The organism is Streptomyces griseus (assembly GCF_900460065.1).
Lineage (GTDB): Bacteria > Actinomycetota > Actinomycetes > Streptomycetales > Streptomycetaceae > Streptomyces > Streptomyces griseus.
The window spans coordinates 1-15,313 of record NZ_UAVD01000023.1; the positions used below are offsets into that span (position 1 = coordinate 1).

Here is a 15,313-nt window from a genome sequence, read left to right on the forward strand (position 1 = left end):
TCCACCACCACGCCCCTACCTCAACGCCGACGACGACACCGAAGCCGGCCTCCCCGACCTCCTCGGCCGCTCCCTCCGCACCACCCGACGCCCCGACGCCCTCAAAATCGCCGTCACCCTCCAAGCCCTCGGCCGCACCGGACTCGCCGACCTCATCGACCGCACCCTCGCCACCGCCCACCACCTCGCCGACCTCGTCACCCAAACCCCCACCCTCGACCTCTACGACCGCCCACCATCAGCACCGTCCTCCTCCGCCCCACCGACGCCGACGACCACACCGTCGCCACCGTCCGCCGCACCCTCCTCCACCGCGGCCACGCCGTCCTCGGCCGCGCCCACGCCGACGGCCGCCTCTGGCTCAAGGCAACCCTCCTCAACCCCCACACCACCCCCCACGACCTCCGAGCACTCCTCGACCTCATCACCGACACCACCGCCGACCACCTCACCCACCGACCCACCGCCCCCACCACACCCCACCCCACCCCTCACCCCACAGAAGGCGACACCCCGCGATGACCGCCCGGCCCGCCCCCGCCCCCGACCAGCCACACGACCTCGTCGGCATCGGCATCGGACCCTTCAACCTCTCCCTCGCCGCACTCGCCCACAACATCCCGCGAGCACCGACGACCCCCGCCCCCTCGCCGCGACCTTCTACGAACAACGCCCCGCCTTCCACTGGCACCCCGGCCTCCTCCTCGACGGCGCCAGCCTCCAAGTCCCCTTCCTCGCCGACCTCGTCACCCTCGCCGACCCCGCCAGCCCCTGGAGCTTCCTCAACTACCTCCGCACCCGCGACCGACTCTTCCCCTTCTACTTCGCCGAGCGCTTCCACATCCAACGAGCCGAATACGACGCGTACTGCCGCTGGGTCAGCGAACAACTCCCCGGCCTCCACTTCGGCCACCAGGTCGACGCCGTCCGCTGGAACACCGACCGCGTCCTCTTCGAAGTCGACTTCACCCAACTCGACCGCGACGGCGAAGCCGAAGCCCTCGGCCGCGCCTACGCCCGCCACATCGCCCTCGGCATCGGCACCGAACCCTTCGTCCCCGAACCCCTCAAACCCCTGGCCGAAGCCGAAGCCGTCCCCGTACTCCACTCCGCCGACTACCTCCGCCACCGCGAACGGCTCCTCGCCGCCGAACACATCACCGTCATCGGCTCCGGACAGTCCGGCGCCGAGATCTTCCTCGACCTCCTCCGCGCCCGCCCCGAAGGCGCCGAGAAGATCCACTGGCTCGCCCGCACCCAGGCCTTCGCCCCCATGGAGTACTCAAAACTCGGCCTCGAACACTTCACCCCCGACTACAGCCGCTACTTCCACGCCCTCCCCGAATCCGCCCGCGACGAACTCGTCCCCCGCCAATGGCAACTCCACAAAGGCATCGACGCCGACACCATCGCCGCCATCCACGACGAGCTCTACCGCCGCACCCTCCACGGAGGCTGGCCCGACGCCACCCTCACCCCCGGCGTCCACGTCCGCACCGCCGGACGCGTCGCCAACACCCGCGTCGAACTCCACCTCGAACACACCCAGCAAGGCACCCGCTCCCGCCTCACCACCGACGCCGTCATCCTCGCCACCGGCTACCGCGAACGCCCCCTCGACGCCGTCCTCGGCAGCCTCGGCCCCTACCTCAGCCGCGACGCCTCCCACCGCCCCCGCATCGACGACCAGTACCGCCTCGTCCTCGACCCCGCCGTCACCGGACACGTCTACGTACAGAACGCCGAACGCCACACCCACGGAGTCGGCGCCCCCGACCTCGGACTCGCCGCCTGGCGCAGCGCCACCATCCTCAACAACCTCACCCGCGCCCACCCCTACCCCCTCCCCGAACGCACCGCCTTCACCACCTTCGGCCTCGCCCCCCAAGCCCCGAGAATCCCCGCCCAGGCCCCCGCCCTCGTCCCCCTGAGCCACTCCGTCTAGCGCGTATTGCGAGAAAACCTCGCCTGCTCGGCCCCGGGCGGACGGCGCTCCTTTCGCAACACCCCCCAGCCCAGCAGAAACGAACGGCCCGGGCCCCACCGAAGGAGACCCGGGCCGAACGAACAACCACCGCGCACACCATCACGAGAACACCGGCCCCCCCCCGAGAACACGAGCCCCCGAGAACACCGGCCCCCCCGAAACACAGGGACACCCCGAAAGCGCCGGCCCCCCGAAAACACCAGCCCCCCCCCGAAACACAGGGACACCCCGAAAGCGTCGGCCCCCCAAAACACCGGCACCACCAGAACACCGGCCTACCCGAAGGAACCCCCCACCCGGAGAACCGGCGTACGCCCCAGAGCACCGCCCCTACGCGAACACCGGCACCCCATCACGCGTCAGCCGCCACCCCACCGAAGCGAACGCCGCCGGATCCACCGAACCCTTCTCCCGCACCCACCCGATGATCGTGTTCCGGATCTCGTCCGAATTCGCCCACAACTGCCGCGCACCCGGCACATGCGGGAAATTCCCCCCGCCGCTCGCCCGATAGTTGTTCACCGCGAAGACGAACCGCGCCGCCGGATCGACCGCCTTCCCCGCGAACGACAGACCCACGATCCGCGAACCCACCGGCTGCGCGATGTCGATCTCGTACGTCACACCCGACACCGCGTCGTAGTTGTAGTCCGGAATCCCGTCCGCGTTCGTCAGCTTCGCCGTCTCCACCGGACCGCCCGCAGCCGTCCGCACGTAATACCGCGCCGAATACTCCAGGTAGTCCTTCAACTGGGCGCCCGTGATCAGCCGCGCCTCCAGCGTGTTCTCGAACGGATACAGACCCGCCGCGTCCTTGATCGTCACCTCACCGGCCGGAATCCCCGCCGTACGCGAGAAGCACGAAGCCTGCGACAGCACCGGCAGCGCCGCGTACTCCCCGCCCGCCAGCGCCGCCTGCACCGTCTCCGTCTGCACCTGGTTGATCAGATCGATGATCGGCTCGTCCCTCCACGGCGCGTCCGCCGTCGACATCGCCACCACCGACGTACCGATCACCTGGTTGACGTACTCCACCACCTTGCGGTGCTCCCGACGCAGCAGCGACGTCACCGCCGGGTCCTCCGGCACCGAGTTCGAGTTCAGCACCCGGGACCCGGCCCTCTCCACCGTCCAACTCCCCCTCTCCCACACCAGCTCGAAGTCGAACAACGTCAGCCGCTGGCCCCACTTCGCCGGCTCCGACAGCACCACCCGCCTGCCGGTCTCCTTGTTCGTCACGAAGTGCTCGGCGATCTCCACATGCGCATGGCCCACCAGAATTGCGTCGATCCCCGGCACTTGCTCCGCCACCAGAGCCGCCGCATTCTCCACGTACGGCAACTGGTCACCCCACGACGACGTCCCCGAAGAACCCGAATGCGCCGACACGATCACCACGTCCGCACCCATCGACCGCAGCCTCGGCACCCACTTCGCCGCCTGCTCCTCCAGCCCCGGGAACACCATCTTCCCGCCCACATTCGCCTTGTCCCAGATCGCGATACCGGGATTCGTCAGCCCCAGCACCGCCACCCGCACATCACGCCCGCACGGCGTGCGCATCCGCTTGATGACATACGGCGCGAACGCCGGCCGCAACGTCTTCGCATCCAGCGCATTCGCCCCCAGCAACGGGAAATCGCACTGCTCCTCGAACTTCCGCAGCACCGGAATGCCGTAATTGAACTCGTGATTCCCGAGCGCAGCCGCGTCGTAACCGATCGCGTTCATCGCCCGCGCCATCGGATGCACCGGACCACGCCGCGCCGTGATCGGATCGACCTTCGCGTAGTAGTACGACAACTGAGTGCCCTGGATCGTGTCACCCGCGTCGATCAGCAGCGTGTTCCGACGCCCCTTCTCCCGGCGCACCCGATCCACCAGCGTCGAGATCTTCGCCAGACCGACATCGTTGTGGGCGGAGTCGTCGTACTCCTTGTCCGTGAAGTAGTCCCAGTTGAAGACGTTCCCGTGCAGGTCCGTCGTGCCCATCACCGTGAACGCATACCGCCTCGGAGGCCGCCCGTGCCCCTGCCCGCGGCCCTGCCCCACGGCCCGCGCCGCCCCCGCCGAGCCGGCCACCGCACCGCCCGCCACCGCCACACCCGCACCCGCGGCGGCCGAACGGCCCAGAAAAGTCCTACGGTTCAACGGCATCTCTTCACTCCTCGTTCAGTAGGGCAACGCGCGTAGATTCTGGCCCAGCACCCACCACGCACAACACCCCACACAGGTTTCGATCCGATGACCACACGACACCCACCACGACACACCGCCCCCGTGCCACAGTGAACGCATGACCGAAACCCCCGCCCCCGCCCCCCACCCCTCCCACGGCACCCCCACCGCACCCCGCGTCACCGTCCGCGGCGAAGCCCACCTCGAAGTCGACCCCGAGATCGCCCGCATCACCATCACCCTCACCGCCCGCAACACCGACCGCCGCACCACCCTCGACGACCTCACCCGCCGCAACACCACCACCCTCGACCTCATCAAGACCCACGGCGACGCCATCGAAAAACTGGAAACCGGCACCCTCACCATCCGCCCCGAACTCACCCGCCACGGCCGCGCCGAACGCATCCGCGCCTACCACGGCACCATCCAACTCACCGCCACCCTCAACGACTTCACCACCCTCGGCGAACTCGTCACCCGCCTCGCGGACAACGACCTCACCCGCGTCGACGGCCCCTGGTGGGCCCTGCGCCCCACCTCCCCCCACCACGCCGCCGCCCGCCGCCAAGCCGTCCAAGAGGCCCTCCAGCGCGCCCGCGAGTACGCCCAAGCCCTCGACACCCGCATCGACGCCCTCCTCGAACTCAGCGACACCGGAAGCGTCGGCGGAAACACCTTCACCACCACGACCTACGGCGGCGCCGGGATCCTGCGCTCCGCCCGCGCCGAAACCGCCGCCGAAGCGGCCCCCGTCGACCTCGAACCCGTACGCCAGAACGTCGACGCCCAGGTCGAAGCGGCCTTCACCCTCATCCCGCCGAACCTCGGATAAACGCTCATCAGAGCACCCCGCCGCACAATTCAACACTTGTCAATAACCCTTCATCCAAAGGTTGTTGAGGTGTCACGCAGCACCAAATACCTACCCGTAGGTAAGGTTTAGTCTCGAACCATGCGCCGAGCGAAAATCGTTTGTACCCTGGGACCCGCAACCGACACATACGACCAGATCAAAGCCCTGGTCGAAGCGGGAATGGACATCGCCCGCTTCAACCTCAGCCACGGCAGCTACGCCGAGCACGAAGCGCGCTACCACCACGTCCGCACAGCATCCGAGGAAACCGGCCGCAGCGTCGGCATCCTCGCCGACCTTCAAGGCCCGAAGATCCGCCTCGGACGCTTCCGCGAAGGCCCCGTACTCCTTGAACGCGGCGACACCTTCACCATCACCGTCGAACCCCTCGAAGGCGAAGGCACCGGCGACATCTGCGGCACCACCTACGACGGACTCGCCGCCGACGTCACCACCGGCGAACGCATCCTCGTCGACGACGGCCGCGTCACCCTCGAAGTCACCGGCGTCGAAGGCCCCCGCGTCCACACCACCGTCATCGAAGGCGGCATGGTCTCCGACAACAAGGGCCTCAACCTCCCCGGCGTCGCCGTCTCCGTCCCCGCACTCTCCGAAAAAGACATCGACGACCTCCGCTGGGCCCTGCGCACCGGCGCCGACCTCATCGCCCTCTCCTTCGTCCGCACCGGACGCGACATCGACGACGTCCACCGCATCATGGACGAAGAGGGCCGCCGCCTCCCCGTCATCGCCAAGGTCGAGAAGCCTCAGGCCGTCGACAACATCGACGACATCGTCGCCGCCTTCGACGGCATCATGGTCGCCCGCGGCGACCTCGGCGTCGAAATGCCCCTGGAACAAGTCCCCATCGTCCAGAAACGCGCCATCAAGCTCGCCAAGCGCAACGCCAAACCGGTCATCGTCGCCACCCAGATGCTCGACTCGATGATCGACAACTCCCGCCCCACCCGCGCCGAAGCCTCCGACGTCGCCAACGCCATCATCGACGGCACCGACGCGGTCATGCTCTCCGGCGAGACCAGCGTCGGGAAGTACCCCGTCGAGACCGTCCGCACCATGTCCCGCATCGTCGAGGCCGCCGAGGAAGACCTCCTCTCCAAGGGCCTCCCGCCCCTCACCGAACGCAACAAGCCCCGCACCCAGGGCGGCGCCGTCGCGAGGGCCGCCGCAGAGATGGGCGACTTCCTCGGCGCCAAGTTCCTCGTCGCCTTCACCCAGAGCGGCGACACCGTCAAGCGCCTCTCCCGCTACCGCTCACCCATCCCGCTCCTCGCCTTCACCCCCGACGAAGCCACCCGCGCCCAGCTCAACCTGACGTGGGGCGTCGAGACCTTCCTGGGCCCGAAGGTCGACTCCACGGACGCGATGGTCGCCCAGGTCGACGAGGAGCTGCTGCGGATCGGGCGCTGCGCGAAGGGCGACGTGGTCGTCATCACCGCCGGCTCCCCGCCCGGCGTCGCGGGCTCGACGAACCTGGTCCGCGTCCACCACATCGGCGAGGACGACAGCCCGAAGTAGGGCGGCTCAGTATTTCGGCCCGACGTGCGCATCCATGAGGGCTACGGATGCCCGTCGGGCTACGGAGATGTTGTAGGGCTTGCCACCGCGTGTCAGGGTCGTCCACTCGACGCCGACGGCGGTGAGCGTGTCGCTGTAGAGCTTGCGGATGCCGTCGGACTTGTTGGTGAAGAAGTACCGGGGGTATTCGTAGCGCTTGCGTTCACCGCGCACCATGCGCGTGGCCCAGTTGGCGATGCGACAGCCGTCGGAGTGGAAGAGACCGCGGATGAACTCCCACGGGTGGGAATCCACGATCTGCTGCTGCCACGGTTCGAGGGCGATCCGGCGGTCGTGTTTCTTGCCGGGGCCGTGCTGCGGGAAGAGGCAGGGCCAGTGCTTGCTGAAGGAAGTGACGTACTGGCAGCCCGCACTGGGGACCCGGGACACCTTGTTGTCCGGTCGAGCGATCTGGACGGCCTCGGCGCAGGCTTCGATGAGCCCCGGCCACGCATCTGCGCAGGCGATGCGCAGGGAATACACGCCTCGTTTGCCCGCGCTGATACAGCCGTCCCCTAGATAGAGCCCCAGCAAGTAGGCGTACGAGGAGGGGTCCTCGATCGCCGTCGGCGCTTCGGAGCATTTCGGGCAGGGGACGCCTCGTTCGAGCGGGTCCAGGCGCGTCTGCCAGGAGCGAATCGCGGCCCGCGATATGCCGGTCTGCTTGCTCACCGAGTTGAGGCTGCGCCCCTGGGCGACCAGAGCCAGAGTCCACTCGCGAGTTCCGACGTCGTACATGCTGCCGAGTTTTGTCGCGCAAACGCGCATTCGGCCGGGAAAGGCGTGTGCGTACTCAGATCAAGTGAAGTTCAGCGAACCGCCTTGCGCCTTGGAATCCAAGGAAAAGTGCCCCAGGTGGGATTCGAACCCACACTGTCCGCTGTTTGAGAGCGGCCTCTCTAACCAGTTGGAGTACTGGGGCCTTGGAAAGCAAGGTATTTTGCTCCCCTGCGGGTCACTAGCTTACAGGAGCTAGGTAGGCTCGTGGCAGCAGTATCTGCCCCATACCGAGGAGCCCCGTGACCACCCCCGAGTCGCCCCAGCCCGTAGACGCCGTCGACGACGACAAGTCGCACGTCCCGCCGCTGACGACCCGCGTCGTCATCGCCGAGGACGAGGCCCTCATCCGCCTCGACCTCAAGGAGATGCTGGAGGAGGAGGGCTACTCCGTCGTCGGTGAGGCGGGGGACGGGCAGCAGGCCGTCGAGCTGGCCCGGGAGCACAAGCCGGACCTGGTCATCCTGGACGTGAAGATGCCGGTCCTCGACGGGATCTCCGCCGCCGAGAAGATCGCCGAGGAGTCCATCGCCCCGGTCCTGATGCTCACCGCGTTCTCGCAGCGCGACCTCGTCGAGCGGGCCCGGGACGCCGGGGCCATGGCGTACCTCGTGAAGCCGTTCAGCAAGAGCGACGTCGTGCCGGCCATCGAGATGGCCGTCTCCCGGTTCGCGGAGCTGAAGGCGCTGGAGAGCGAGATCGCGGACCTGTCCCAGCGGCTGGAGACCCGGAAGCTGGTGGACCGCGCCAAGAGCATCCTGCAGACGGATTACGGGCTCTCCGAGCCGGCCGCGTTCCGGTGGATCCAGAAGACGTCGATGGACCGGCGGATGTCGATGCAGCAGTTGGCGGAGGCGTTGATCGAGGACGCCGAGGAGAAGAAGAAGTCGGCCGAGTAGCCGCGTACGGACAACGCGAGAGGCCCGCACCCGGGGTGAACCGGGTGCGGGCCTCTCGCGTACGGCAGGGGGGTCAGTCCTCGCCGAGATAGGCCTTGCGGACCGACTCGTCGTGGAGGAGGTCCGAGCCCGCGCCGGAGAGGACGATCTTGCCGACCTCCATGACGTGGCCCTGGTCCGCGAGGGACAGGGCGGCCTGGGCGTTCTGCTCGACGAGCAGGATCGTGGTGCCCGACGCCTTGAGCTCGACGATGGTCTCCATGATCTTCTGCATCATGATCGGGGAGAGTCCCATGGAGGGCTCGTCGAGCATGAGCAGCTTGGGCTGGGACATCATGGCGCGGCCCATGGCGAGCATCTGCTGTTCGCCGCCCGAGAGGGTGCCCGCGGCCTGCTTTCGGCGTTCCCCGAGGATGGGGAAGAGGTCGTAGGCGCGCTGGACGTCCTTCTCGATGCCTGCCTTGTCGTTGCGGAGGTAGGCGCCGAGGAGGAGGTTCTCGGTGATCGTCAGCCGGGGGAAGATGTGGCGTCCCTCGGGGGAGTGGGCGATGCCCAGGGAGACGATCTTGTGGGCGGGGATGTTGGCCAGGGGTTTGCCCTCGAAGAGGATGCGGCCGCCGAGTGGCTTGAGCAGTCCGGAGAGGGTGCGCAGGGTGGTGGTCTTGCCCGCGCCGTTGGTGCCGATGAGGGTGACGACCTGGCCGGCTTCGACGGTGAAGGAGATGCCCTTGACCGCTTCGATCTTGCCGTAGGCGACCCGGAGGTCTTCGACCTCTAGCAGTGCGGTCATCGGGTGCCCTCCTCATCGGTGCTGGTGGTGTCGGGCGTGGTGTCCTTCGCCGGGGTGGTGGTGCTGGGGGTTCCGGCGTGGGCTTCGGCTGCTTCGACTTCGGCGACTTCTTCGGCGCCGGGGGCGCCTTCGAAGGGGGTGCCGAGGTAGGCGGCGACGACGCGTTCGTCGGCCTGGACGTCGCCGGGGGTGCCTTCGACGAGTTTCTCGCCCTGGACGAGGCAGGCGACGCGGTCGCAGAGGTTGAAGATGAAGCGCATGTCGTGCTCGATGACGAGGACGGCGATGCCTTGGTCCCGGATGGCGAAGATGAGTTCTTCGGTGACGCGGGTTTCCTGGGGGTTCATGCCGGCGGTGGGCTCGTCGAGGAGGAGGAGTCCGGGGTCGCTGGCGAGTGCGCGGGCGATTTCCAGCTTGCGCTGGTCTCCGTAGGGGAGGTTGCGCGCGAGGTGGTCGGCCTTGTCCTGGAGGCCGATGAACTCCAGAAGTTCCATGGCGCGTTCGCGGCTGGAGTCTTCTGCCTTGTGGTAGCCGGGGAGGCGCAGGAGGGCGGACCAGAGGCCTTCCTTGGTCCGGGTGTGGCGGCCGACGAGGACGTTCTCCAGGACGGTCATGTTGGAGAAGAGTCGGATGTTCTGGAAGGTGCGGGCGATGCCGGCCTTGGTGACGAGGTGGGGCTTGGGGGGCAGGACGGTGCCCTTGTAGCTGACCTTGCCTTCGGTGGGGATGTAGAGGCCGGTGAGGCAGTTGAAGAAGGTGGTCTTGCCGGCGCCGTTGGGGCCGATGAGACCGACGATCTCGCCGCTGTTGACGGTGAGGTCGACGTTGCGGACGGCGGTGAGTCCGCCGAATCGCATGGTGACGCCGCTGGCGTCGAGGACGGTGGTGGTGGTCGGGGTGGTGGTTTCGGTGGTCATGTGATCACGCCCCCGCCTTCGTGGTGCCGGCGGTTGTCCGGGTGAGTGGGGCGTCCTCGGCTGGGACGTCGAGTTGGCCGGTCTCGTGGAATTCGAGTTGCTTTCTGCGGTCGGCGACGAGCCCTTCGGGGCGGAAGCGCATCAGGAGGATGAGTGCGATGCCGAAGAGGAAGAGCTGGTAGTCCTGCATGAACTGCAGCTTGGCCGGGATGAGGTAGAGCAGTGCGGCGCCGACGAGGGGTCCGCTGAGGGTTCCCATGCCGCCGAGGATGACGGCGGCGAGGAGGAAGGCGGAGTTGGGGGGGACGGAGCCGGCGAACTGGTACTGCTCGGGTGTGACGGTGTAGGAGACGTGGGCCTGGACGGTGCCGGCGAGTCCGGCGAGGGTGGCGCCGAGGGCGAAGGCGAGCAGCTTGAGCCGGAAGGCGTTGATGCCCATGGCGGTGGCCGCGGTCTCGTCCTCGCGGATGGCGACCCAGGCGCGGCCGATGCGGGATTCTCCGGAGCGTCGGAAGACCAGGACGACGACGGCGGTGAAGACGAGCATCAGCAGGTAGTAGTTGGCGGACCTGCCGAGGGTGATGCCGCCGATGTCGTGGCTGACGCCGAAGTCGAAGCCGAAGAGGTTGAGGTCGGGGATGCTGGGGATGCCCTGGGATCCGTTGGTGAGGTCGGGCCCGCTGACGCCGTTGAGGGCGTTGACGGTGAGTCGGAAGATCTCGCCGAATCCGAGGGTGACGATGGCGAGGTAGTCGCCGCGCAGTCGGAGGGTCGGGGCGCCGATGACGACGCCGAAGACCAGGGAGGCGGCGGCTCCGGTGAGGACGGCGGCCCAGAAGGGGAACTGGACGCCGACGGGGGAGAGCGGGGAGCCGGAGACCAGGGCGGCGGCGTAGGCGCCGACGCCGAGGAAGGCGACGTATCCGAGGTCGAGGAGGCCGGCGAGGCCGACGACGACGTTGAGGCCGAGTGCGACGGTCGCGAAGATGAGGATGTTCGCGCCGATGAGGGCGTATTGCTCGTTCTGCTGGGTGAAGGGGAAGCAGAATGCCGCGATGAGTGCGGCGGTGAGCGTGACGTTGCGGTGTTTGGTGGTCAGCCGGGTGATGCGGGCGATGATTCCGGCCCGGGTGAGGGCGGTGAAGCCGAACGCGACGATGATGATGTAGCCGATGAAGAGTTCGGCGTATTCGGTGTCGATGCCGTAGGTGAAGACGTGCAGGGCGACGCCGAAGGCTCCGGCGATGATGAGGATCTCGGCCCAGTTGGGGAGGTCCTTGGCGCGCGTGGGAGCGGGGGCCCGGAGGCTGTTGATGAAGCGGTTGAGCGGGGTGGGGCGGGTGGTGTCGTGGAGTTCCTGGTCGGCGGGGAGGCCGAGGGCGGCGACGGTGGCGATGATCGCGCCGGCGAGGCTGACCCAGGCTCCGGGTTCCAGGTTGACGACGCCGCCGAGCTTGACGGAGATGGCGCCGATGGCGAAGCCGGTGGTGCCGAGGGTGCCGATGGCGGCGAGTCGGACGGGGCTGTTGGCGCCGCCCGGGGTGAGCCAGCGCAGTCCCTTGATCCCGTAGCCGGAGAGGGCGAACAGGAGGGTGAGGACGGCGCCGACGAGGGTGAGGACCTGGAGGCCGCCGGGGTAGCCGGTGACGGTGAGGTCGCCGGGGAATTCGGCGGTCCAGGTCCAGGCGAGGAAGGTGCCGATGAGGGCGATGGCCGCGCCGGCGGTGGTGAGGTGGCGGGCTGCGGGCAGCGCGACGAGGGCGCTGTTGCGGGTGGTGGTCTGGGTGGTCATGGTCATCACGCCCGATCCGCGACGCGTTCGCCGAGCAGGCCCTGGGGGCGTACGAGGAGGACGATGATGAGGAGGGCGAAGGCCCACACGTCCTTCCAGGCGCCGCCGCCGAAGAGTTCCATGCCGGGGACTTCGCTCATGTAGCCGGTGGCGAGGGCTTCGGCGACGCCGAGGACGATGCCGCCGAGCATGGCGCCGTAGATGTTGCCGATGCCGCCGAGTACGGCTGCGGTGAAGGCCTTGAGGCCCATGATGAAGCCCATGCGGAAGCCGATCTGGCCGTTCTTGAGCCCGTAGGCGACGGCGGCGACGGCGGCGAACGCGGCGCCGATGGCGAAGGCCATGACGATGATGCGGTCGGTGTTGATGCCCATGAGCTTGGCGGTGTCGGGGTCCTGGGAGGTGGCCTGCATGCCGCGGCCGGCTCGGGTCTTGGAGACGAAGAAGCCGAGGGCGAGCATGCACAGGGGGGCCACGACGAGGACGAAGATGTCGCCGCGCTGGATGGTGGCGCCGAGGACGTCGAAGGCTTCGCCTTCGAACTGGGGGAAGGAACGGTCCTTCGTGGCGTCGGGGTACCACATCCACACCGCTTGCTGGAGGGCGAGGGAGAGCCCGATGGCGGTGATGAGTGGTGCCAGGCGTGGTCCGCCGCGCAGGGGCCGGTAGGCGAAGCGCTCGGCGGCCATGCTGATGGCGACGGCGGCTATGACACCGCCGACGATCATGAGGGGTATCGCGGCTATGAGGGAGAATCCGGACGGAAGCCCGAGGTAGACCGTGAGGGCTCCGAAGCCCCCGATCATGAAGATCTCGCCGTGCGCGAAGTTGATGAGCTGGATGATTCCGTAGACCATCGTGTAACCGATCGCGATGAGACCGTACATCGCGCCGAGGATGAGTCCATTGGCCAGCTGTTGCGGCAGTTCGTTCACCGCAGGGCCTCCGTGGAGTGGTTCGGATATGGCACCGCGCGGGAGGGCTCGTAGCGCTCCCGCGCGGTCTGGTTGCTTTGTGTGGTGGTGGCGGGGTGTTGGCCCGGCGGGTGACTACTCGACGGTGCCGCTGATCTTGGAGACCCACTTGCCGCCGGTGACCTGGTAGGCGGTCATCAGGGTGTTGGTGGTGTCACCGAACTCGTCGAAGGAGACGGGGCCGGTGACGCCCTCGAACTTGACCTTGTCCATGGCTTCGAGGACCTTGGCGCGGCCGTCCTCGGCGGGGATCTTGCCGTCGTTCTCGGCGGCGACGATCTTCACGGCCTCGATGATGGACCAGGTGGCGTCGTAGGTGCCGCCGCCGTAGGCCTCGTAGGCGTCCTTGTAGCCGGCCGTCTTGTAGTCCGCGATGAACTTCTTGGCGGACTCCAGTTCCTCGACGGGCTTGCCGACGGAGGTGGCTATGTCGCCTTCGGCCTTCTTGTTGAGCTTGATGAAGTCGGCGCTGTACATGCCGTCGCCGCCCATGAAGGGGATCTTGACGCTGTCCTTGATCTGCTGGCTCAGCGGGGCGCCGGCGGGGTACTCGCCGCCGTAGTAGACGGCCTTGGCCTTGGAGCTCTTGACCTTGGTGGCGACGGAGTTGAAGTCGCGGTCCTCGGGGTTGACGTGGTCGGTGCCGACGATCTTGCCGCCGAGCTCGGTGAACGTCGCCTTGAAGGAGGCGGCGAGTCCGGCGCCGTAGGGCTTCTGGTCGTCGATGAGGTAGACGTCCTTGATCTTCGCGGTCTCGAAGAGGTACTTGGCCGCGAAGGCGCCCTGGATCTGGTCCGTGGTGGCGGTGCGGAAGTAGGACGCGTAGGGGCGCTTCTTGTCGCCGGTCTTCCAGTTGTTGCCCTGGGTCAGCTCGGTGCCGGTGTTGGCGGGGGAGACCTGGGTCAGCTTGGCGTCGTTGAGGGGCTTCTGCATCGACTGGGCGACGCCGGAGTTCAGCGGGCCGACGACACCGAGGACCTCTTTGGTGTCGATGAGCTTGACGGCGTTCTGCTGGCCGACGGAGGGCTGGGCCTGGTCGTCGAGTGCTTCCAGCTTGAAGGTGATGCCGGGGACGGTCTTTTCCTTGTTCGCCGTCTTGACGGCGAGGTCGGCGGAGTTCTTGATGCCGAGGCCGAGGGCGGACAGGTCGCCGGTGAGCGGGGCGTCGAGGCCGATGACGACCGTCTGGTTGCCTCCGTCGCCGCCGCTGCCCTTGCTGTCGTCGCGCGAACCGCAGGCGGTGAGGGTGAGTGCTCCTGTGGTGAGCATTGCGGTGAGTGTGAGCAAAGAACGGTGTCGCACGAAAAGTCCTTTCCCTGGCGCGGCCTCCTCTGCTTGAGGTGCCGTGACGATCGCCGGGCCGTACTGGGTTGGTACAGGGCCGTGCAGCAGACGCGCCCGGCGGCGCGGTGACTGGCGGTGACTCTAAGCGCAGCCGGGGGCCACCGGGACTGGTCGGCGGCGGATGTGACTCTCTTGTTATGCCCTTGAGCAAGGCTTGAGGTTCCTGTGAGGACATGTGGCGGTTTCGCCTGGAGTGCGAAAGGACCACATGGTGAGAACGCGCAGCTCTGCTAAGGGGCTTGGGGTGATCTTGGTGCTGTCGCCGTTCGGTGGCGGCGTTGGGCGCGGCGGAGTTCCCCGGGTGTGCGCGGCCGGGGTGTGCGGCTGGTTTCCGCATGGCCTGCGTGTTACGCAGTGTTACATCGGCGGTCGTGCCGGTGGGGGCGTGGGGGTGGATGTGGCTGTTGAGTGGCTCATGGAACGCGCCGTGCCGTCAAGGAAGTTGACCGAGTGTGTTGGTCAACTGTCGTTTTTTGGTGGGGATATGGCACTGCCCGGCCGGAATGCACAGGGTGTGATTCCGGCCGGGCAGGTGGTTCGAGCCGTGTGGGGGGTGGGGTTGGGGGTGGTGGGGGTCAGCCGGCTTCGGGGCGGGGGGCGTCGCGGAGGAGGCAGGTGAGGCGTGCGGTGCAGACCCGCTTGTCCTGTTCGTCGGTGATGACGATCTCGTACGTGGCGGTGGAGCGCCCGCGGTGTACGGGGGTGGCGACGCCGGTGACGAGGCCGTTGCGGACGCCTCGGTGGTGGGTGCAGTTGAGGTCGACGCCGACGGCGAGCTTGGAGGTGCCGCCGTGGAGCATGGAGCCGATGGAGCCGAGGGTCTCGGCGAGTACGGCGGATGCGCCGCCGTGGAGGAGGCCGTAGGGCTGGGTGTTGCCCTCGACGGGCATGGTGCCGACGACGCGGTCGGCCGAGGCCTCGACGATGGTCACGCCCATGCGTTCGCCGAGGTGGCCGGCGGAGAAGAGGGCGGGCAGGTCGACGCCGAGTGCCGCGTACTCGTCGATGACTTCCTGGGGGAAGAGGGGTGCGGTGTGCTCGCCCATGGGTCCGGCTCCGTTCGCTGTGCTCGTTCGTTGCTGTCTGCACTGTTCTTATCAGACGGCTGAGCGAACGCTTAGTCCCTGTCGGGGGCGGATTCCGCGCCGGGCGGGGCGAAGTCCGGCCACTGTCCGAAAGGGAGGAGCGAGCGCCTCCGGGGCGCGGCGGTCGGTGCCGCCG

At 67.9% G+C, this 15,313-nt stretch carries 11 protein-coding genes, 1 tRNA gene and 2 pseudogenes; 5 read left to right on the forward strand and 9 right to left on the reverse strand.

What is annotated here, in order from left to right:
* Positions 1–522: pseudogene (locus DTB53_RS09260) on the forward strand (aspartate aminotransferase family protein); the annotation flags it as partial.
* A pseudogene (locus DTB53_RS09265) lies at positions 519–1,945 on the forward strand (lysine N(6)-hydroxylase/L-ornithine N(5)-oxygenase family protein). The pseudogenes DTB53_RS09260 and DTB53_RS09265, both read left to right, overlap by 4 nt.
* 372 nt (positions 1,946–2,317) lie before the next feature.
* Here the strand turns inward: DTB53_RS09265 and DTB53_RS09270 are convergent.
* Entirely contained in the window at positions 2,318–4,144 is a 1,827-nt protein-coding gene (locus DTB53_RS09270) for a bifunctional metallophosphatase/5'-nucleotidase (RefSeq protein ID WP_012381363.1), read from the reverse strand.
* 139 nt (positions 4,145–4,283) lie between these two features.
* Here DTB53_RS09270 and DTB53_RS09275 point away from each other — a divergent pair, with 139 nt between their 5' ends.
* Together DTB53_RS09275 and pyk are read left to right on the forward strand one after the other, a co-directional pair.
* Entirely contained in the window at positions 4,284–5,000 is a 717-nt protein-coding gene (locus DTB53_RS09275) for an SIMPL domain-containing protein (RefSeq protein WP_012381364.1), read from the forward strand.
* Positions 5,001–5,120: 120 nt separating this feature from the next.
* Complete coding sequence (gene pyk, locus DTB53_RS09280) at positions 5,121–6,560, forward strand: pyruvate kinase (protein WP_012381365.1); 1,440 nt, start codon at positions 5,121–5,123, stop codon at positions 6,558–6,560.
* 6 nt (positions 6,561–6,566) lie between these two features.
* On the opposite strand, the gene DTB53_RS09285 is transcribed toward pyk, so the two are convergent.
* A complete protein-coding gene (locus tag DTB53_RS09285) occupies positions 6,567–7,337 on the reverse strand; it encodes a transcriptional regulator (RefSeq protein ID WP_172595253.1) in 771 nt (256 codons plus the stop codon).
* Between the two features lie 109 nt (positions 7,338–7,446).
* A tRNA-Leu gene (locus tag DTB53_RS09290) sits at positions 7,447–7,521 on the reverse strand.
* A gap of 97 nt (positions 7,522–7,618) precedes the next feature.
* Between DTB53_RS09290 and DTB53_RS09295 the strand changes: the two genes are divergently transcribed.
* Complete coding sequence (locus DTB53_RS09295) at positions 7,619–8,275, forward strand: ANTAR domain-containing response regulator (RefSeq protein WP_003969810.1); 657 nt, start codon at positions 7,619–7,621, stop codon at positions 8,273–8,275.
* A gap of 73 nt (positions 8,276–8,348) precedes the next feature.
* Here DTB53_RS09295 and DTB53_RS09300 read toward each other — a convergent pair whose 3' ends face one another.
* The 6 genes from DTB53_RS09300 to DTB53_RS09325 form a co-directional block, all read right to left on the reverse strand.
* The gene (locus tag DTB53_RS09300) at positions 8,349–9,065 is read right to left on the reverse strand and encodes an ABC transporter ATP-binding protein (protein ID WP_003969811.1); all 717 of its coding nucleotides are present in this window, start codon (positions 9,063–9,065) and stop codon (positions 8,349–8,351) included.
* The gene (locus tag DTB53_RS09305) at positions 9,062–9,982 is read right to left on the reverse strand and encodes an ABC transporter ATP-binding protein (RefSeq protein ID WP_003969812.1); all 921 of its coding nucleotides are present in this window, start codon (positions 9,980–9,982) and stop codon (positions 9,062–9,064) included. Before DTB53_RS09305 ends, DTB53_RS09300 begins: the two co-directional genes overlap by 4 nt.
* Before the next feature lie 4 nt (positions 9,983–9,986).
* On the reverse strand, positions 9,987–11,780 hold the full coding sequence (locus DTB53_RS09310) for a branched-chain amino acid ABC transporter permease (RefSeq protein WP_370454209.1): 1,794 nt from the start codon (positions 11,778–11,780) through the stop codon (positions 9,987–9,989).
* Positions 11,780–12,709, reverse strand: a complete 930-nt coding sequence (locus tag DTB53_RS09315; RefSeq protein WP_003969814.1) for a branched-chain amino acid ABC transporter permease — start codon at positions 12,707–12,709, stop codon at positions 11,780–11,782. The genes DTB53_RS09310 and DTB53_RS09315 overlap by 1 nt, the downstream gene beginning before the upstream one ends.
* A gap of 114 nt (positions 12,710–12,823) precedes the next feature.
* Positions 12,824–14,035, reverse strand: coding sequence for a branched-chain amino acid ABC transporter substrate-binding protein (locus DTB53_RS09320; RefSeq protein ID WP_032774303.1), 1,212 nt, complete (start codon positions 14,033–14,035; stop codon positions 12,824–12,826).
* A 632-nt stretch (positions 14,036–14,667) separates the two neighbouring features.
* Positions 14,668–15,138 carry a PaaI family thioesterase gene (locus tag DTB53_RS09325; RefSeq protein WP_003969816.1) on the reverse strand — a complete coding sequence of 157 codons (471 nt, stop codon included), beginning with the start codon at positions 15,136–15,138 and terminating at the stop codon, positions 14,668–14,670.
* Between the last annotated feature and the right edge of the window lie 175 nt (positions 15,139–15,313).